Source organism: Paenibacillus jiangxiensis (assembly GCF_046098255.1).
Lineage (GTDB): Bacteria > Bacillota > Bacilli > Paenibacillales > Paenibacillaceae > Paenibacillus > Paenibacillus jiagnxiensis.
The window spans coordinates 18,933-38,202 of record NZ_JBJURI010000020.1; the positions used below are offsets into that span (position 1 = coordinate 18,933).

The 19,270-nt window shown below is 52.9% G+C and carries 20 protein-coding genes; 17 read left to right on the forward strand and 3 right to left on the reverse strand.

The features are described from left to right. Positions 1 to 137 precede the first annotated feature (137 nt). Together asd and ACI1P2_RS18735 are read right to left on the reverse strand one after the other, a co-directional pair. Positions 138 to 938 (reverse strand): archaetidylserine decarboxylase, encoded by an 801-nt coding sequence (gene asd / locus ACI1P2_RS18730; protein WP_355321421.1) that lies wholly within the window; start codon positions 936 to 938, stop codon positions 138 to 140. Between the two features lie 89 nt (positions 939 to 1,027). Further along, entirely contained in the window at positions 1,028 to 2,152 is a 1,125-nt protein-coding gene (locus ACI1P2_RS18735; RefSeq protein ID WP_355321423.1) for a YheC/YheD family endospore coat-associated protein, read from the reverse strand. A 191-nt stretch (positions 2,153 to 2,343) separates the two neighbouring features. On the opposite strand from ACI1P2_RS18735, the gene ACI1P2_RS18740 reads away from it, so the two are divergent. Next, a complete protein-coding gene (locus tag ACI1P2_RS18740; protein ID WP_355321425.1) occupies positions 2,344 to 3,498 on the forward strand; it encodes a glycosyltransferase family 4 protein in 1,155 nt (384 codons plus the stop codon). 191 nt (positions 3,499 to 3,689) lie between these two features. Here ACI1P2_RS18740 and ACI1P2_RS18745 read toward each other — a convergent pair whose 3' ends face one another. Further along, on the reverse strand, positions 3,690 to 5,351 hold the full coding sequence (locus tag ACI1P2_RS18745; RefSeq protein ID WP_408976269.1) for a M4 family metallopeptidase: 1,662 nt from the start codon (positions 5,349 to 5,351) through the stop codon (positions 3,690 to 3,692). 501 nt (positions 5,352 to 5,852) lie between these two features. On the opposite strand from ACI1P2_RS18745, the gene ACI1P2_RS18750 reads away from it, so the two are divergent. The 16 genes from ACI1P2_RS18750 (at position 5,853) to ACI1P2_RS18825 (ending at position 19,242) form a co-directional block, all read left to right on the forward strand. Then, positions 5,853 to 6,677, forward strand: a complete 825-nt coding sequence (locus ACI1P2_RS18750; protein ID WP_355321427.1) for a glycosyltransferase family 2 protein — start codon at positions 5,853 to 5,855, stop codon at positions 6,675 to 6,677. After that, on the forward strand, positions 6,674 to 7,594 hold the full coding sequence (locus ACI1P2_RS18755) for a glycosyltransferase family 2 protein (protein ID WP_355321429.1): 921 nt from the start codon (positions 6,674 to 6,676) through the stop codon (positions 7,592 to 7,594). The genes ACI1P2_RS18750 and ACI1P2_RS18755 overlap by 4 nt, the downstream gene beginning before the upstream one ends. After that, positions 7,585 to 8,382: a glycosyltransferase family 2 protein gene (locus ACI1P2_RS18760; protein ID WP_355321639.1), complete on the forward strand. Its 798-nt coding sequence runs from the start codon at positions 7,585 to 7,587 to the stop codon at positions 8,380 to 8,382. The genes ACI1P2_RS18755 and ACI1P2_RS18760 overlap by 10 nt, the downstream gene beginning before the upstream one ends. Next, positions 8,379 to 9,110 (forward strand): sugar phosphate nucleotidyltransferase, encoded by a 732-nt coding sequence (locus ACI1P2_RS18765; RefSeq protein WP_355321431.1) that lies wholly within the window; start codon positions 8,379 to 8,381, stop codon positions 9,108 to 9,110. Before ACI1P2_RS18760 ends, ACI1P2_RS18765 begins: the two co-directional genes overlap by 4 nt. A gap of 151 nt (positions 9,111 to 9,261) precedes the next feature. Continuing rightward, entirely contained in the window at positions 9,262 to 9,549 is a 288-nt protein-coding gene (locus ACI1P2_RS18770) for a nucleoside-diphosphate sugar epimerase (protein WP_355321433.1), read from the forward strand. 25 nt (positions 9,550 to 9,574) lie between these two features. Continuing rightward, positions 9,575 to 9,916, forward strand: a complete 342-nt coding sequence (locus ACI1P2_RS18775) for a restriction endonuclease subunit S (protein WP_355321435.1) — start codon at positions 9,575 to 9,577, stop codon at positions 9,914 to 9,916. Continuing rightward, positions 9,913 to 10,221: a hypothetical protein gene (locus ACI1P2_RS18780; protein ID WP_355321437.1), complete on the forward strand. Its 309-nt coding sequence runs from the start codon at positions 9,913 to 9,915 to the stop codon at positions 10,219 to 10,221. The genes ACI1P2_RS18775 and ACI1P2_RS18780 overlap by 4 nt, the downstream gene beginning before the upstream one ends. Further along, positions 10,218 to 10,607, forward strand: a complete 390-nt coding sequence (locus ACI1P2_RS18785) for a FliH/SctL family protein (RefSeq protein WP_355321439.1) — start codon at positions 10,218 to 10,220, stop codon at positions 10,605 to 10,607. The genes ACI1P2_RS18780 and ACI1P2_RS18785 overlap by 4 nt, the downstream gene beginning before the upstream one ends. A gap of 320 nt (positions 10,608 to 10,927) precedes the next feature. Then, positions 10,928 to 11,980 (forward strand): CgeB family protein, encoded by a 1,053-nt coding sequence (locus ACI1P2_RS18790; RefSeq protein WP_355321441.1) that lies wholly within the window; start codon positions 10,928 to 10,930, stop codon positions 11,978 to 11,980. Positions 11,981 to 12,012: 32 nt separating this feature from the next. Beyond that, on the forward strand, positions 12,013 to 13,140 hold the full coding sequence (locus ACI1P2_RS18795; protein WP_355321443.1) for a CgeB family protein: 1,128 nt from the start codon (positions 12,013 to 12,015) through the stop codon (positions 13,138 to 13,140). A 36-nt stretch (positions 13,141 to 13,176) separates the two neighbouring features. Then, on the forward strand, positions 13,177 to 14,715 hold the full coding sequence (locus ACI1P2_RS18800) for a glycosyltransferase (RefSeq protein WP_355321445.1): 1,539 nt from the start codon (positions 13,177 to 13,179) through the stop codon (positions 14,713 to 14,715). Beyond that, complete coding sequence (gene wecB, locus ACI1P2_RS18805) at positions 14,712 to 15,803, forward strand: non-hydrolyzing UDP-N-acetylglucosamine 2-epimerase (protein WP_355321447.1); 1,092 nt, start codon at positions 14,712 to 14,714, stop codon at positions 15,801 to 15,803. Before ACI1P2_RS18800 ends, wecB begins: the two co-directional genes overlap by 4 nt. Then, positions 15,796 to 16,782 carry a polysaccharide biosynthesis protein gene (locus ACI1P2_RS18810; RefSeq protein WP_355321449.1) on the forward strand — a complete coding sequence of 329 codons (987 nt, stop codon included), beginning with the start codon at positions 15,796 to 15,798 and terminating at the stop codon, positions 16,780 to 16,782. The genes wecB and ACI1P2_RS18810 overlap by 8 nt, the downstream gene beginning before the upstream one ends. Beyond that, positions 16,779 to 17,654 (forward strand): SDR family oxidoreductase, encoded by an 876-nt coding sequence (locus ACI1P2_RS18815; protein ID WP_355321451.1) that lies wholly within the window; start codon positions 16,779 to 16,781, stop codon positions 17,652 to 17,654. Before ACI1P2_RS18810 ends, ACI1P2_RS18815 begins: the two co-directional genes overlap by 4 nt. Next, complete coding sequence (locus tag ACI1P2_RS18820; RefSeq protein ID WP_355321453.1) at positions 17,588 to 18,523, forward strand: NAD-dependent epimerase/dehydratase family protein; 936 nt, start codon at positions 17,588 to 17,590, stop codon at positions 18,521 to 18,523. Before ACI1P2_RS18815 ends, ACI1P2_RS18820 begins: the two co-directional genes overlap by 67 nt. Further along, positions 18,520 to 19,242, forward strand: coding sequence for a glycosyltransferase (locus tag ACI1P2_RS18825; protein ID WP_355321455.1), 723 nt, complete (start codon positions 18,520 to 18,522; stop codon positions 19,240 to 19,242). The genes ACI1P2_RS18820 and ACI1P2_RS18825 overlap by 4 nt, the downstream gene beginning before the upstream one ends. The last annotated feature ends 28 nt before the right edge of the window (positions 19,243 to 19,270 follow it).

Sequence of the window (19,270 nt, forward strand, 5' to 3'; positions counted from 1 at the left end):
TTCACTTCCGAGGGGTTGCGGTTAACGCTTACTATGCCTGCTTGGGCTATATTCACAAGCAAGAGGCCAGGAACGGGGAAAGCTTGTCTTTGTTCCTGGCCTTTTTCAGGCGAGATATGCGTGCGAAGCAGAGGGGCCTAAGACCCGGGCTTGTCCGATTTAAAATGGCCGAGCGCTTCGCCCATTTTCACCCTGTCTCCCTGATGCAGGGAAGGATTGGGGGAAAAGGTGCCGCTCTCCGTTAGCAGCACAACCGTGGAACCAAACTCGAAATAAGCCAGTTCGTCGCCGGCCGTCCAGGCATTGGCGTCTTCGTCGCTGTAGCGGATGCTGCTTACATTCATGGCGCCGACCTTCACCAGGGCAATTTCCCCGTATTCGTGGGAAATATATGCGATTTTGCGTTCATTGCGGCTTAACACGGTTCGCATATGGGTGAGTCCGAATTCATTTACCGGATACACCTTACCCTTTACATGCTCTTTTTCAACCAGATTTCCCGTAACCGGGGCGTGAATCCTGTGATAATCCGTTGGGCTCAGGTACAGCACAAATGCGTGTCCGTGCGTATATTTCTCAAGACGAGGCGAGAAATTTAGCAGTTCTTCCAAGGTGTAATCCTGACCTTTGACATTCAGCAGCGTACCGGCAGTGACCTCGCCGTTATACGTGATCAATGCATCAACAGGACTGACCATAACATCCTGAGCCGTATGTACCGGTCTTGCGCCTGCCTTCAGCCTGCGTGTAAAAAAAGCATTCAGCGAAGGATACTGCCGCCAGTCCTGCTCGGCCTCCTCCGCTGCAATTTGATAGACTCGGATAAATGTAGGGATCATACGCCGGCTGGCACCGCTTTGAGCGAAAGCTCCCATCAACCGGCAGACCCATTTGCGGGATGAGAGCTCTGTCATCAGCCGCAGCCACCGTTTTGCCATTACTGCTCCCCCTTGTAATTGTTCAGGGCCTTACGAACCGAATCGTGTCCGGCCGCTCTGCATTATATTGACATATTACGTGATGTAAATCAATATGGCAGGTTGTGGGGGAGCTGTGCGCCTTGATCCAGCAGCCAGCGCGCGTAGCCCATGGGATGGGTGTAGGACATTTTCCATTCATGAAGCATACCGGCCTGTTCAAAACCGTAACGCAAATCGCGCCCGTTGCATTCAATGAAGTAGAGCTCACCCTTCGCCGTGATTCCGACGTCAAGCCCCACATCGGCAAGGTGCGGAAGCTTTTCAGCCAGCGCTTCAGCGAGCTCAAGGGCAAAGCTTCTAAGCCTGCTGGTCAGCGTCCGGGTATCGAAGTCGGGAAGGGCGGAGGAAAGCGTTTCAGCAACCGAAGCTACCGAGCCGCCCTGCGCCACATTGGAGACAAATGTATAGGGCGGCGCGATTTTGGCGAACATGCCGGTCAAATGCCAGCCTCCGCCGTAGCTGCGCTGCACTGTGATGCGAATGTCGAACGGCCGCCCTTCCCGGGCTGCCAGCGGAATGGTCTGCTGAATGATGTAAGGCTCTCTTTTTGTTATTTTACCCACTCTATGGATCGCTTCGTGCGTGCCTAGATATTTTGTCACCCAGTTTTGCTTTCCTGTCCTTGATTGTCTGTTCTGTTTATATTGAAGCTTCCATAAGCTACCGCTCTTCTGCAATCGCATAATGCCTTTGCCGACACTGCCGAAGCAGGGTTTTATGATAAGGTCCTCATATTGTCCCATCATCTGCTGCAGAGTGGTCCGTCTGAGCGGCAAACTTGCTGGCACATGGGTGCTCAGCTCCGGATGCCGGGACAGTATTGTGTGAATATCCCACTTGCTGAAACGGGTCTGCAGATTGTAAATCCGGACACCGTTCTTCCACAGAGCCGCCAGCTTCCGCCTGCTTGCCCGGCCGCTGTGTATGGCGCGGTTGTGAATTACGGAAGGCAGCGGGATCACCGCTCGGGTGAAGCGGCCATTATATAAGATATATGCGATGCATTCGTTTGCGGAAGGGTTGATGTCCTTCAGGCGCAGATAACATGGAACCACCCCGTAGCGGCCACCGGCTTCTTCATAGTTCATCAGCCATTCATGACCCGTTCGTCCTGTTGGAATTTTGCCGTATGCGGCAGAGCTCAGTAATATACCGGCGTACTCGAGGGGCATGGCCAATCCTCCTTGTCAGGCACAGTATTGAACAATGGCATTATATGTGCCGCTTGACCGAAGGGACTGGACAACCGCCTGAACTTGTGGCGGATGACATGAATTAGGCCGGAACCCGTACTCCGGAGAAGAAGCTGTATATGATGATATTCAATGCTGCATAAGCCGATTGAGAAAGGGTGTGAGCTCCAGTGTATCCTCCCAGACTGGCTATCGTGACACCGGGGTCCTTTGTCATTCCTTCATCCCGGAGCAGTTCTGTTGAACGTGTGATCGAACATACGATTCCCCCGGTGGCTGATCCGCAGTGGACGCGGATTTATGGAATCCGGGGAGAAGGGCTGCCTGCCCGGGGCAAGCTGAACCGTATACCGTGCATCCGCTTTCCGCGTGGAAAAAGATACATTCCCTCGGTCATCAAGGCTTTGAAGAGATGGCCCGCACAGCTCGCGGATGTACACAACCGGCCTTTCGCCGCTTACAGGATCAAGAAGGCATGTCCCCGTATGCCCGTTATTTTGACGCTTCATTCCACCACCTTTATGCGTCCTCCTTATATGATTCCCGGCAAGGAGAGCATGCTGCTTGCGCCGCTCGACCGGATCGTGGTAAACAGCGAGTATGTCAAACAGGCCATCATCAGTAGAGTGCCGCAGGCGGCGGAGAAGATAATGATCAATTACCCGGGCGTTCGGATAGACCATTTTCGGCAGCGGTGGACTGCGGAAGGCGAAGCGGCGCGCACAGCTGGATTGAACAAGGCAGGTTGGCATAACAGGAGAATTCTTCTGTACGTAGGCAGGCTGGTACCGGGCAAGGGGGTGCACCGTCTGCTTGAGGCGCTGCCGCGGATTATTGCCTCCTGTCCGGATGTGCTTCTGCTAGTGGTCGGAAGCGCTTTTTACGGCAGCCGCCGTTCCACGGCGTATACAAGGAAGCTGCGGGTGCAGGCAGTGAACGTAAAAGACCATGTGCGTTTTATCCCTTATACTCCCCATGAGGAGCTGGCAGGCTTGTATCAGCTTGCCGATATTGTCGTTGTGCCTTCGCTGCGGGACGAGGCCTTCGGTCTGGTCAATCTGGAAGCGATGGCGGCAGCGGTGCCTGTGGTGGCAGCGCGTACGGGAGGAATTCCGGAGGTGGTAAAGGACGGTATTACGGGTATGCTGATCTCGCCCGAACGGATAGAGCAGGAGCTTGCCGAGGCGGTGATACGCCTGCTGCAGGAGCCGATGACAAGAAGGCGGATGGGGCTTGCGGGATTGAGGGAAGCGAAGGGCCGCTTTTTGTGGGAGCACTCTTCACGGCGGTGGGCGGAAATCATCGAACAGGTAGCCCGTAAATGAACGGAAGCGAACAAATGCGGCCTGTAAGCCTGGATGTCCTTTATCGGAACCGAAGGTACAGGCCGTTATTTTTTCTAGAACAATATTAGCGGACCGGGATACCGCTATTTATGAAAATATACGTAATATTTTGAAAATAACGGATACCCGGTCCGCAACGATGTCAACTGCGGATGGCCTTACCCTGTAGATTAATGGACGCCAACCGCATCGAATGCCAGACCGACAGAGGTGGCCTCGGCGGAGCCTGCCCCGTACAGATCAACGGCGGATTGCACGAGGGCATCACGTGCGGCTGCGAAGTTGGACGTTGGCGTCAAATAATAGACAAAGGCGTTATAGTAGATTTTCACAGCCTTGTCGCGTCCGATCCCGGGCACAGTCACACCATGGTGCGTTCCGCCTGCAGCCGTCAAATAGTACGCTTTGTTAACAATGCCGCTGTTCGTGTGAACACCGCCGTTATCCGCCGTGCCTCTATAGCGGTCATCATAATGGTCGGGCTGATCATACAGCGCAGGATTGGCCAATGATCTTAGCGCATCTCCGGGAATTCCGGGGGTGTAAACATCATCGCCAATCAGCCAGTTCGCGCGCTGGACATCATTGCCGATAATATCGGAGAATGCTTCGTTAAGCGCTCCGGGCTCGTTAAGATACTCCAGGCTTGAGGTGAATTCGGTCACTCCATGGGTCAGCTCATGGCCGACAACGTCTGGATCGCCGGACAGCTGCCGGAATTGCACCCCGTCGCCGTCACCATAAGCCATGCCTACACCGTTCCAGCCCGCGTTATTATAACGGCTGCCATAATGGACTGTGGAGCGGATTTGGTAGCCGTTGCCGTCCAGACTGTCGCGGTTGAATTTGTCGAGATAGTAATCGTAAACTTTGGCGGCGTAAGCATGGGCATCGACCGCCGCGGCATCTGTCCAGACATTATCCGCATCTGTTAACAATGTGCCGGGCCAGGTATATCTGCTGTTCGCGGTATAGGTTACGATTCCGTTCCCCCTGGTCGTATCTCTTAGCTGATAGGTGCTGCCGGACTGGGTTGTCGTGAATGTTTTGGAATCGCCAAGCACGCCTGTTCCTCTGCCTGTAGCCATGCCCAGGATATCGTATTGGAACACAATGCTGCCGTCCTGAGCATCGACGAAGTAGCGAGTGCGAAGCAAGACAGGCTCAATCAGGTTTACCTCTGTCATATATACCAGCCGGGCAGTATCCCCTTCCGGATAAATATAGAGCTCCGCTTTAGGCTCGGCTGCATGTTCACCCAGCACAGAGTCGGAGAGCGAAATCCGGTCTTCCTCAAGGCTGTTTACCGCGTATACGTCATCCGTTACCTTGGCATTGTCCAGCTCTTTGGCAATACGGGAAGCAGCTTCCTGCTCCGCAATATAAACGGCATCCGTAGCGCTGATTTTCGGGGTTGTGCCGCCGGGGATGGTTTGATAGCTTTCGGCGATTGCGGCACCGAGAAGAGAGGTGACCTGTTCCTCCTTGTCCAAATGTACGGTCTGCACCGCTCCGTAGACCGGGATATCGTCGATATACTGCTGCAGGCGGTAATGCAGCAAGCCGTTGCTGTCCTTTTCACGTTTGACAATTCTCAGCTGTTTCTGCACACTCTGGCTGCTCAAGCCGAGTGTTTTGGAGCTTTTCTGCAAAAAGTTCAATACTTTCTGGTCATTGGGGCCTAGAGCCGGCGCCTTTGCGACCTCTGTTACAAACTTTGGCGTTAACTCCACAGGACTGCTGTCCGAGGGATCAGCGCCTGCACCCGAGGCAAGTACACCAAAAAGCAGCGTGCCTCCTGCCAGGAGCGTTCCCGTTTTTTTCATCCGCATTTCATCCACTCTCCCATAAACAGATTTTTAGATGTGCTGGAAATTGTCTTTCCGGCATCAGGGGTCTGGTAGCCGGTGGAAAGAAAAGCATCGTTAGCAGGATCAGGAAGCAAGCTGATTTGAAGTAGAGTCATAGAGGAAAAGTCATTTTGCATAAGCAGAGTTGTTAAGCAGAAGTAAGAAGATAGAGGTTGTACAAGTCAGATGGGCAGTCCTCCCTTCGCGATAGGGTTGATGCGCAGCAGGGGTGCAAAAGGACAGGGGTTGGTATACATAAAAGTTATTATTTGTAAGTCCTTCGAATCTGAAATTGATATTATCACAGAGTCATAGATTCGAGAAGAGGTTTTTTGAGATTTTTCTCTGAAATCCGCTGAAATATGGCAAGCTTTTTGTACAAGGAACTTTGATAGAGTAGGACAAATGCCGTTGCATGGCACTGACGGGCTTCATAAAATGCTGAAGGCTTGCAGCGTTGATGCAAGGGAGGACGAGAGACCAATGAAGAGAACGCAACGGAGGTTTATTCGAACAAAAAAATCCGCACCGGCAAAGCTTAACGGCAGGAGTCTGCCCCGCCGGGTGGAACGTCCCCTGGTATCCGTTATCATCCCTGCGATGAATGAAAGCCGAACGATCGGCAGAGTCGTTCATGAGGCTGGCCGAGTCAGCAATCCTGTGGAGGTCATTGTCGTGGACAACGGGTCGGAGGATAACTCCGCTGCGCTGGCTGCAGCGGCCGGAGCCAAAGTAATCCGGTATGCCGAGCCGCTTGGCCATGATGTAGGTCGCAGGATTGGGGCCGAGGCGGCTGCAGGGGAGATCCTTCTCTTTCTTGATGCGGATATGGTCATTCCGGCTGCTGAACTGCAGCCCTTTATTGAAACCGTCCTGCAGGGAGCCGATATAGCGCTGAACAGTTACAGCGGACCTGTGGACCGGAATCCGGTTCATCGGGTTGTAGAAGCGAAATTTATGCTGAACATTCTGTTAGGCCGCCCTGATTTAAAGGGATCCTCCTTAATGGCTGTGCCTCATGCGCTGAGCCGCAAAGCAGCTCAAATGGTTGGAAAAGCCTTGGGCCAGCCTCCGCTTGCTCATGCCATGGCTGTCGCCGCGGGTTTGAATGTCAGAACGGCAGCAGGTGTTCATGTAGGGAAATTAAACGCCAAAAGATGGAACGGCAGCAGCCATGACCCCTTGGAGGATGTTGTGCTGGAGGATCACGCGCAGGCGATCCGCTGGTTAACCAGTCAGCTGGGCCCCCGTGCCGGATTCAGTGATCTAGGGCGAAGACGCAATGCCGTTGGAGGGGGGGCGTCATGATTCGGGGGAACAGAAAATCCGGTTCCAGGCTGCAGCGCCGATCGATCCGCCGGGTGCGGACAAAGGGCATGCGGAAGGTTCGGCCGGCTTCGGCACAGGCTCCGTTAAAAAGAAGCAGGAACGGGTATCCGGCTGCCGCCACCCCTTTTGTCTTAAACAGAACGGCAGCAGCCGTTGTAGCAGCCTGCAACGAAGAGGCTACGATTGCCGATGTGCTGTATGAGCTTAAACGGCTCCCTTTGCAGGAGATTATCGTTGTGCTGAATGGTTGCAGTGACGAAACATACCGCAGGGCGCTTGAAATTCCGGGGATTCGGATCGTGAGCATCCCTGAAAAGCTTGGATATGACGTGGGACGGGGGGTTGGCGCTCGTCTGAGCACGGCGGACTGCATTTTATTCGTGGACGGCGACATGGTGATTCCCGCAGAGGAGCTTTATCCGTTTCTGTCGGCCATCGATCATGGGTACGATGTGGCGCTCAATCATTTGACTCCGCTGCTGCCGCCGTTCAAAAGGCAGGACATTGTGACCCGCTGCAAGGGGTTCCTGAACAGGCTGTTGAAACGCCCCGACTTGGGAAGCGACTCCATGACGGCTGTTCCTCATGCTCTTTCCCGCCGCGGCCTGGAGGAGATCGGGACGGAGACGCTTGCCGTACCGCCGCTAGCCCAGGCAGCTGCAATGTTAAAAGGGATGAAGATTGCCCCTGCCCATACAGTAGATGTGCTTACCCGTAACAGAAGGCGCGATTCATTAAACGAGGGTAAAGGAAATCCGGTGGAAGCGCTGATTGTGGGAGACCATGCCGAAGCCATAGCTTATGTGCTCTCCATGACGGGGAGAGGCAGGCTTCCGGTATCGCAATCCATGACCCGGGTTGAACTCGCAAGAAGGAGGAATGGGCTATTCCGTTGACCAGCATTATTATTCCGACTTACAACGGCCTGCATTTGCTGCAGCCGTGCGTGGAGGCAATCCGTGCTTTTACGGACACCCCTTATGAAATCATTGTTGTTGACAACGGTTCGAGCGATGGAACATGGGCTTATTGTGAAAAAGAGCGGCTCATCAGCATTTGGAATCCTGACAACAGCGGTTATGCCGCCGCCTGTAATTTAGGATTAAAGCTGGCGTCGGGGGATCATCTGCTTCTGATGAACAACGATGTGACCGTTATGCCGGGCTGGCTGAACAATTTGCATACCGCGCTGCACAGCAGCGAGCGGATCGGAATGGTAGGGCCTGTCACCAATTATGCAAGTGGCATTCAGAAGGTGGAGACCGGGGCGGACAGCATGGAGGCCTTTATGCGGTATGCCACGGACAACAACCGCAGCGACCCGTCCCGCTGGATGGAAACGGAAAGGCTTGTAGGCCTCTGCCTTTTATTCCGCAGAGAGCTGCTGCAGCGGGTGGGGTATCTGGATGAGCTCTTCAGCGGAGGCCATTATGAAGATGATGACTACTGCTTCAGAATTCGGGCGCATGGATTCCGCTTGCTTGTATGCGGCGATTGCTTTGTCCACCATCAGGGAAGCGCAAGTTTCAATTTAATGGCGGAGGAAGAGCTGAAGGCACTGATACAACGCAATTTTCAACGGTTTGTGGATAAATGGCAGGTGGATCCCGGACATTTTATCGAAAAACCTGCCGGAACCATACAACCCGTGCTCAGGCGGGATAAAGAGGGAGTGAAGTTATGAAGGGGGTTATTTTGGCAGGAGGCAAGGGTACGCGACTGCTCCCGCTGACTTCAATCGTCAACAAGCATCTGCTTCCGGTAGGCAAATATCCGATGATTTTGTATGGGATTGAACGCTTGAGGCAAGCGGGCGTTACGGAAATTATGCTGGTTATAGGCACACAATCAGCCGGACTGTATACCGAGCTGCTCGGCAGCGGAAGCAGATATGGTGTGGAAATCACGTATCGAATTCAGGAAGAAGCGGGCGGGATAGCCGAGGCGTTGATGCTGGCCAAAGGTTTTTTCAAGCCACAGGAGAGATTTATCGTCCTGCTCGGGGATAACCTTTTTACGGATGACTTGCTGCCGGTTATACAACGTTACCAGCAACAGCAGCCAGGGAGCGCAAGAATTTTGCTTAAAGAAGTTGAGGATGCACGAAGATACGGGGTCCCTGTATTTCACTCGGACAACCCGCACAAGATTGAGCGAATTGAGGAGAAGCCGGAGCATCCGCAATCCTCCTGCTGTGTCACCGGCATTTATTTATACGACACTTCCGTGTTCGAGATCATTCAGCAAATCAACCCGTCTGCCAGAGGAGAACTTGAAATTACGGATGTGAACAACCGCTATGCTGCCGTGAATCGTTTGGAATACGACATCCTGCAGGGCTATTGGGGCGATGCCGGAACCTTTGAGTCCTTAACCGAGGCAGGATTGCATATGGTGAACAAACAGATTTGAGGAACCGTCAAGCGGTCCCGGTCTGGCCGAATAGGCGCTTGTTTATGAACCAGGAGCCCTGATTTTGAATAGGTATGTATAGACGTCAGCACTGATTCTCTGCAGGGTGAACGACGATTCGGAATTGGGGTACCCGGACAAGGGGGGACTTATGGAACAAAAGGTTGACGAAATACTGCTGCACGTATCCCAATCCCAGCAGCAGCTGACCAGACTCCTGGAAACGGAAAGGCATGTTGCCGTCCGCATGGCGCAAATTATTCACAATTTGCCTGACGAGGATCCGGAGTTCGGCAATTTGAGCGGGCTGATGGACAACTCGTCCGAGGTGAACAAAAGTGTGATTGCTTACCTGAATGGTCTCGCCGATCTGCAGGAGTCCATGGCAGAGCTGCTGGAAAGGGTAATGAAGGAATTAAACGGACAGGACGAGGAGTAGATGTGAACCGGGCGGTGATGAAAGCATGAGCAGAGAACAGGCCATGATGCATATGCTGGAATCCGCTGCGAAAATGCAGTGGGATATCGCTATGATTCTGGAGGCCAAAACGGTTGAAGCTGAGAAAGCCCGCAACTGGATTATCAATCATGTCGGAACTCAGGCTTTCGAGCAGCACGAGGACCAGCTTAAAAAACCGCTGGAAATCCACGAGCAGCTGGTAGAAATGCTGGAGGGGCTGACCCGTGTGCAGACAGGGCTTTGCAATAACATGAAGGCGCTGCTGGATTCTGACGGTGGCTCCGGGGGCGGCGGCATGGGAGGAATGTTTGGCGGCGCCATGAGCGGGGAAGATTTCGATACATGAACCGGGGAAACGAGCAGGAGGTAAAGCTTTCTCTTCTGGAATCGATTGCTGTTAGCCAGCAGGCTGTAGCAAGGATGATGAACAGCGTATCGGATATCATCCCGCATTCGGGCATGTCCGCCAAGAGTCTGGAGGAGACGCTTCGTCTTCTGACGTCTTACCAGGAACAGATTACCCGTATGATCGCAGGGATCCCGCTGAATCGGCGGCTGGAGGGAAGCCCTGGCTTGCCGTGGATGAACAGCATGGAAGGCTTATACGCCCCTGTATCTGACCGGCATGCAAGGGAAGGAGGGACCGAATGAAACCGAAACCTGGCATCAGGAAGAAAACACGCAAAAAAAGAGTGGGTTACGGCAAACCCCTTTTAAAGAGAAGGCGCGTCCGCAAGCTGAAAGCGAGAAAAAGAGGACTGGTCCGGCGTAAACGGACGCCAAGGCAAGCGAGAAAACGGCGCATCCTTCGTCATAAGCGGCATGTCCGGCCGCGGGATTTTACCGTTCCGGTTAAAGCTCCTCATAGTCCTGCTCCGGCGCCGGAAGTTGACCCGCAGGCAGTGGGGCCCGGTACGGTGCTGCCGAATGATGGCACGGCCTTCAATAAAGGATATGAGGATGCTTACGAGGAAGGCTTTAATCAGGGCTTTTCAAAAGGTTACGAAGAGGGCAACAGCCTGGCCAATCAGGCATAGGCACCCCCCGCCAGTACAGGCGTACAGAAGAAACGGCAGACGCTGCAAGCAAATGCTTGCGGCTGTCTGCCGTTTCTATTTTTGATATCAAAAATATTAGCTTTGCCGCCTTATATTCCTGTTTTTGTTAAAAAAACTACTGTTGACGGCGTTTTGTCTCTTGATCATAGGCGGATTAAGAGAGGGCAATCGCCGCTTTTTCCCATACGGAGGCAGCCGTCCATGATGTATTTGACCCCGCGGCATATATAGATTAAGAGACGGAAGTCGAGTCTACAAAAAGACAGGTGATGCTGGTGGCGATAAGCCGAGAGCTAAAAATGACAAGCAGTATATTCCGAATCGGATACAAAGAAGGACGAAGAATGGGGGGATGCGAGGCGATGGTGGAGCGCACTCCGGTGAATCCGCAGCTGGTGGATTGCCGGGTGCTTTTTATCCCGCAAGGCTTTCCGGCCGTAGACAGCGGGGTGGCGAGGGCGCTTCAGCGATGTGCCAAGGAGTGCATGGTAGGAACAGCGGAAACCATGTTTGAGTCGGCAGCGGCCTTCCGTCCTGATCTGATGCTGGTAATGAACGGGCTGCATGTGTTCCCGCCGAATCATCTGGAGCAGGTAGAGCAGGTAAAGGCACTCGGCATCCGAACAGGGATCTGGTTTGCGGATGACCCTTACTTTACAGAAGACACTTCCGCCATCGCGCTTCATTATGATGTTGTATTTACCCACGAACTGTCCTGTGTCTCGTTTTACCGGTCGCTTGGCGCTGAAAATGTTCACTACATGCCGCTTGGGGTGGATGAACAAATTTTTCATCCACGTCGGGTTGATTTCCGGTATGATATCTGCTTTATAGGGAACGCCTTCTGGAACAGAGTGGAGCTGTTTGATCAGCTTGCGCCTTTTCTGGCGGATAAAAAGGTGATTATTGTAGGAGGACATTGGGACCGTCTTAAGCGAACCGATCTTCTCGGAAAATTTATCCATAATCGCTGGATGGAGCCGACGGAAACGGTGAATTATTACAATGCTTCGAAGATCGTGATTAATCTTCACCGCCCCAGCGAAATGGGCATGGATAACAGGAACACCTACCGGCAGCCGGCGATGTCGATCAATCCGCGAACCTACGAGATCAGCGCGTGCGGGACACTGCAGTTGACCGATGTACGGGATGACTTAACGAGTCATTACCACCCCGGCTACGATCTTGAGACGTTTGCGAACGCGGATGAATTAAAGGCCAAAATGGCCTACTACCTGAGATTCGGCAGACAGCGCGAGTATATTGCCTGGCGGGGCGTGTATACGACACGCCGAAATCATACCTATACTAGCAGGTTACCGAAGCTGCTGAACATCGCCTTGAGTTAGAGCCGGAATCCCAACGAACAGGAGTGAACTGCATGGAAGAGCAGCAACCGGTAAATGTAAATTCATTGGCTGCGGCTGTCTCCTACAACAAAGGTCGTGAACGTGGGGCGCATGCCGGCTATGAAGAAGGATATCTCAGGGGGAGAGCGAATGCCGTTGCGGCCCGAATCGAAGCAAAGTTTCCAAAACGCCCGCTTCACATTTTGTACGTGTCCTCCGGCAAGCAGTATCCTTATTCACCGATTGATCAGGCGATTCATGCAACGCTGCAGGACATGGTGCATCAGGTGACGCTTGCGGATCCGCGCCAGCAGGTTGCCGATATCGCAGCACAACTCAAACCTGACCTGGTATTGGTGCTGGATGGAATGGAGCTGCCGGTAAATCAGGTGGATGAAATTCGTAAAAAAGGAATACGGACCGCGGTATGGCTGACAGACGATCCCTACTATACCGATATTACAGCCAAAATGGCCCCCCATTTTGATGATATCTTCACGCTGGAGATGAATTGTATTGATCTTTACCGCAAGTTGGGCTGCTCCTCTGTGCACTATTTACCCTTTGCAGCTTACAGGAGCCATTACTTACCTTTGACAGCCCCGTCCATCGTGCGGAGGGATGTTAACTTCACAGGGTCTGCATACTGGAGCCGCGTCTACTTCATGAACCCCATCATGCCGCAGTTGATGTCCTACAATACGGGAATTAACGGCCTCTGGTGGGACCGGATCGAGAACTACCAAATGTACGCCGATAGAATTGAGGTCAATAAATGGCATGATCCGGAAGAGACGAATCAGGTTTACAACGGCACCAAAATTGTCATTAACTTGCATCGCTCACATTTGGATGATTCCGTGAACAATAATTCAAATTTGAAAATTCCGGCGGCTTCTCCCAATCCGAGAAGTTTTGAAATTTGCGCGGCTTCAGCCTTTCAGCTCACGGATGCGCGGGACGACATGGCTCGTTTCTATAAGGCGGGAAATGAGATCGAAACCTATACCACACCACAGGAGCTGATAGAGAAGGTCGAATACTATCTCACGCATGAGAAGGAGCGCCAGGAGATTGCGCTGAGAGGCCTCGAACGGACCTTGAAGGAGCATACGTATGCCCACAGGCTTCATCAGATGCTGTCCATCCTGTTTCCATAATGAAGACGCTGAATTGAAGCTGGAGAAAGGAGGCCGATGGCAATTAAACCCCGTATGATGCTGTTCAGCCATGTCAGTAACGCCTTTACAATCACGGGCGCCGAAAGGCTGCTCCTGCGCTTCTGTCAGGAAATGTCCGCTTATTTTGAATGTGTGCTGGTCGCACCGGATGAAGGGAAAATCACGGCGGAAGCGAGGAAAAGGGGAATCGCTGTCGAGGTTCAAATCTTTCCGCTGATCTACAACATGTACACACCATATGAGGGATTGGAGCATGAGGTTGAGAAGTTAAAAGATGATCCTTATTTTGAGAAAATTGTTAACTTGATCAAAGCTGTTCGGCCCGATTTGATTTTGACAAATACCTGTGTGAATGTCCTGCCTGCTATTGCAGCAAAAGCTCTTGGGATTCCGGTTGTGTGGAAGATCACGGAAATGATCAGAATCAATGCGCATACCGCTGAAGCGGTTCGGCTGATCGATCGATACAGCGACTGGGTCATCGGGATATCGAATACGGTGCTCATCCCTCTAAGGCAAGGATTGGCGGAAGAAAAAACAAGCGTGATCGAGCCCTCGCGAAGCATTACCGCGGCGGATCTGGAAAAGTTGAGCGTTGTCAGAGAGAAGAAAAGAGCTCAGTTGGGGCTGAAGGGTTCCCATTTTTGTGTAGGATATATCTCTTCATTTATTTACGAGGCCAAGGGTCTGCTGCACTTTGTTGAAATGGCCATAAAGCTGTGCAAAATCTATCCCCAGTGCCGGTTCTGGATTATCGGAAAACCGTCCGACTCCGTCTATTATTCACAGTGCATTGCGATGATCCGGAAATCAAGGTATAGCAAAAGGTTTGTGCTGACTGCTTTTGAAGACTCCCTTACGGCGGTGTACGGCGTGATGGATGCTGTAGTGGTGCCGAGCATGGTGGAAGAAGGCTTCGGACTTACCGCACTTGAGGGGCTGATGTATGGCAGACCGGTCGTTGCCTTCGCCCAGGGCGGATTGGCCGAGTTGATGCACCAGACGGGCAATGCGGAATTCCTGGTTGAGCCCGGGAACAGCGATGGCCTGGTGGCTCGCGTGTCCCGATTTATCAATAACCCGGAGGAATGCAGAGCGATTGGCTGGCGGAACCGGCAGGAGGCAGACCGGATTTACGGGCTTGAGGCTTATCAAGTCAAATTAAGAGGTACAGTTGAGCGCTGGATGAACGAACGGCCGGAATGGTTTTCTCCGCAGCGGTCAGAAGGGGAGGCTGAGATCATCCCGGGGGGACACGGTCCTCCGCCGGAGGCAGAAGAGCCCCCGCTGATTGCAGAGGGGCAGGGAGCTGAACCATCCCCTGATACTGCTATGAGGAAACGGCGTACCGGAGGTCCGGCACGTCCCCGCAGGAGAGTACGGTTAATCCTCCGCATCACCCGGCGTGGCAAAAAAAGGAACCGTCTTTCGGCCAGGCGCCATCGCAGGCTTCCCAAGCGGATCAAGGGCGGAAGACGCAAACTGAGACTTACAAGGAGGCGCAGAATGAAAACCGGCTCAGCCGGCTCACGCAGAAAGGGTGCTGGGAGATGAAAATACTGACGATTCTGGGTACAAGGCCTGAAATTATCCGTCTCAGCCTGGTTATTCGGAAATTAGACCGATGGGCTGGGAAGCATGTGCTCGTGCACACCGGGCAGAACTACACCGAAAGTCTGAGCGGGCAGTTCTTTCGTGAGTTGGGCCTTCGCACCCCGGATTATGTGCTGCAGGAGAAAGCGGGAAGCCTTGGCTCACAATTGTCCGCCATGTTCTCTCAGATGGAGGAGATCTTGCTGCGGGAGCAGCCGGACCGTGTTCTGCTGCTGGGAGATACGAACAGCGCGTTATGCGCTGTGCTGGCCGAACGGCTGGGCTTTCCCGTGGTGCATATGGAAGCCGGGAACCGCTGCTTCGACCTGGATGTGCCCGAGGAGAAGAACAGAAGGGTCATCGACGCCATATCGAGCATCAATATGCCTTACACGGAGCAAAGCAAACAGCACCTGCTTCGCGAAGGTTTTCCCGTGCAGCGGATTGTCCTCACGGGGAATCCGATAAATGAAGTCATGAAGCACTACGAGCCCCAAATCAATGGCAGCGATATATTGACAAAGCTGGGACTCTCCAAGAACGACTATTTTCTGGTTACTGCACACCGTGCGGAAAATGTGGATCATGCTCCTCATCTCAAGGCGATTCTGGAGGGGCTACACAGGGTTGCAGAAAGGTTCGGACAGCGAATCATCTGCAGCCTTCATCCCCGCACGGCCGCAAGAATTGCAGCCGCTCCGGACATCAGCCTGCATCCGCTAATTGAGTTGCATGAGCCATTCGGTTTCTTCGATTTTGTTCATCTGGAGCGTCATGCGCGGTGTGCGCTGACCGATAGCGGAACCGTGCAGGAGGAGTGCTGTATTCTGCAGGTGCCGACGGTCACGATGCGCCGGACGACAGAAAGGCCGGAAACGGTGGATTGCGGCAGCAATATCGTGTCAGGTCTTGACGGACCTGCCATCGAACGTGCTGCGGTGCTGATGACGGAGATGAACAAAGGCTGGCAGTGTCCAGCCGGATACCTGGCCGAAGATGTTTCCGATAAAGTGGTCAAATATTTGCTTGGGGGGAAAAAGCATGTTTAAAAATAAACGAATTCTGGTAACTGGTGGCACGGGTTCCTGGGGGTATGAGCTGGTTGCGCAGCTGCTGCAGTTTGAGCCGCGTGAGATCATCGTGTTCTCTCGTGGTGAGTCAAGCCAGGTTGCGATGAACAGGCACTTCGAGGACAGCCGGCTCAGCTTCTGTATCGGCGATATCCGGGACAGAGAAGCCCTGATGGCGGCCTGCCAGGGAGTGGATTATGTCTATCACCTGGCGGCGTTAAAGCATGTGCCTGTATGTGAAGATCAGCCCTACGAAGCTCTTAAAACGAACGTTGTAGGCACGCAGAACGTAATCGAGGCAGCGCTGGCCAATAAGGTGGAAAAGGTCATCTACATTTCAACCGACAAAGCGGCCAACCCCTCGAACTTCTATGGAATGACCAAAGCCATCGGCGAAAAGCTGATTGTCTATGCCAACCTGCTTAACGGCCCGACCAAATTTGTCACGGTACGGGGCGGCAATGTGCTTGGCACCAACGGAAGCGTCGTTCATCTGTTCAAAAGCCAGATTCGCCAGAAAGGTGTTATATCCATCACTGATATGAATATGACCCGTTTCTTTTTTACACTGCGTGATGCCATATCTCTTCTCTTCAAGGCTTCCATCGAGAGTGTGGGGGGAGAAATCTTTGTCATTACCATGCCGACGTGCAGGATCATTGATCTGGCTCAGGTGTTAATTGAAGATTCGGGTGTGGAGAATGTTCAAATTGTTGAAAAAGGAGTGCGCCCTGGCGAGAAAATTCATGAAATTCTGATGAGCGATTTCGAAAGTCTGACAACCGTTGTGTACGATGACCAGTATCTGGTTATCCTGCCTACGCTGAATATACCGGGTCTTAAAGAGCGTTATCAGCATTGCCCTCCGGTCACGTTCAGCAGCTTCAGTTCAGAGCATAATTTGATGTCCAAAGAAGAGATTCGGGCCATTCTGCGGCAGGGAGGCTTTCTCCAATGAACATTCTCGTTTTTGGCGGAAACGGAATGGCCGGGCATATGCTGGTTCAATATTTCAGACAGCAGGAAGAGCATCGCGTATATTATACGACACGCGACCCGGGAGATCCGGATGGCCTGCTGCTGGATGCCTCGGATTTCGGCATGGTGGAGTCCATCATTCAGACCGTACGTCCGTCTGTCATTATTAACGCGGTAGGCGTACTAAACCAGTTTGCTGAGAAAGACAAGGTAAGAGCCTACGAGATCAACGGCATTCTGCCGAATCGGCTGCGTAAAGCAGCCGATCTCGTCGGTGCGAAGCTTGTTCATATCAGCTCGGATTGTGTGTTCTCCGGCACCCGCGGAGGATACAAAGAACGGGATCGGCCGAATGGAACCAGTGTCTACGCAGTAACGAAGGCACTTGGAGAAGTTGTAGAGGGCGGGCATCTGACGATACGGACATCCATTATCGGTCCGGAAATCCGGGAAGGCGGCATTGGCCTGTTTCAATGGTTTATGCAGCAAAAAGGCGAAGTTACCGGATACCGGCAGGTCATGTGGAACGGAGTGACTACACTTGAGCTGGCCAAGGCCATAGATGCCTTCATGAAGCAGGGGCTGTCCGGCCTCGTTCACCTGGCATGCCCGCAGCCAGTGAGCAAGCATGATCTGCTGCAGCTGATGCAGCAAATTTGGGACAAAAAAGATGTGACCATTATTCCTGTGGATGTCCCTGTACAGGACCGGACGCTGCGGTCTACGCGCCGGGACATGAAATATGTTGTTCCCGACTATCGCGAAATGCTGGAGGAATTACATTCATGGATAAGAAATTCCCAAAAAAGCCAGTCATCCTCATTACAGGTGCTTCCGGATTTACTGGCATAAACGCTTGTCTTCATTTTGCTTCGATCGGAATGAACGTGGCGGGACTCGTTCGCGAGTCCCGGGCCCAACCCGAAGGCTTGGATAATGTAGTCTATTTCCAGTGCGATCTCTTGGATCATCAGCATCTGCGGGAGCTTGTTGCCAGTCTCAAGCCGGATTATGTCCTTCACCTTGGCGGCAAAAATGCGGTGTCCGAATCCTGGGAGCATCCTGTTCGCTTTATGGAAGCCAATGTGATGGGGACGGTATATCTGCTTGATGCGCTGCGTCAGCTTCCACAATGCAGAATTCTGGTGGCCGGGTCCAGGATAAAGGCTCCGCTCGATGCGCCTGAGCGAGTTATCCACCCCTACGGTCTCAGCAAAGGGCTGCAGCAGGCTGCAGCCCGGTCCTGGGCCGCGCTCTTCAAGCAGGAGGTCGTGACGGCGGAGTCCTCTAATCTGATCGGTCCTGGTCCATCCACCGGATTTTGCGCTCTGCTGGCCCGCCATATTGTCCGTTCCGAGCGGAATGGCTCCGCAGGTCCTTTCCGTGTCTCTTCACGAAAGGCGGTCCGCGATTTCCTGGATGTCCGCGATGCGCTGCGGGCTTATCAGCTACTGCTGGAGCAGGGAGAGAGCGGGAAAGTCTATCCGGTATGCTCGGGAACGGAACAAGAGCTTGGCACCGTGGTCGATCACATGCTTTCCCTGTCTGGAAGCGGTCGACAGGCTGAAATCGAATGGGGGCAGAACGAGGAAGCAGCCCCAGGACAGCCGCAGCGGGCGGAGTGGCTTGAGGCTGGGGGCTGGAGCCCGTCCATTCCACTACACCAATCGCTGGCCGATTGCCTGGATTATTTTCGAAACAGAGAGGAAGGAGAGATATGACATCCAGACCGAAGGTATCGATCATTATTCCGTTTTATAACTGCAATTACGTTGAGCAGGCTTTGGATAGTGCATTGAATCAGAGTTATTGGCCGATTGAAGTGATCCTTGTGGACGACGGGTCGACAAGTCATAAGGAGAGGGTGTCGCCTTACCTCCAATATATTCACTATCTTGGCAAGCCTAACGGCGGCACAGCCAGCGCATTAAACCACGGAATTCGCCATGCAACCGGAGATTATATCGCCTGGCTAAGCTCTGATGACATCTTCCACCCCGATAAAATCAATAAACAGGTTCATTTTATGCTTCAATTTAATTCATTCATCTCCCATACCAATTTTAATTACATCGATGGCCATGGCGGATTATCTCAGCCGCGTGCGGGCGAGCCGTTTCTCTCCACCCGGCAATTTCTGGAGTGCTTTGCCACGGCCAACCCGGTGAACGGATGTACAGTCATGTTCAAAAAGGAGCTGTTTGATCGTATTGGCTTGTTCGATGAGTCCCTTCCTTACACGCATGACCTGGATATGTGGTACCGTGTTCTGCTCGGAGGTCACTTCACCATGTACCTGGATCAGGCTTTGACGAATTACCGCGTGCATAGCAATATGGGCACACGACTGCACTCGGATAAGATCAAACTGGAATATGAGCAGGTACAGTCCCGTTACCAACCCCGCTTTCAGGAAATGCTGCGCCGCATTTGCGCATGATTTTTCCTAAGCAGGTCAGGTTGTCTTA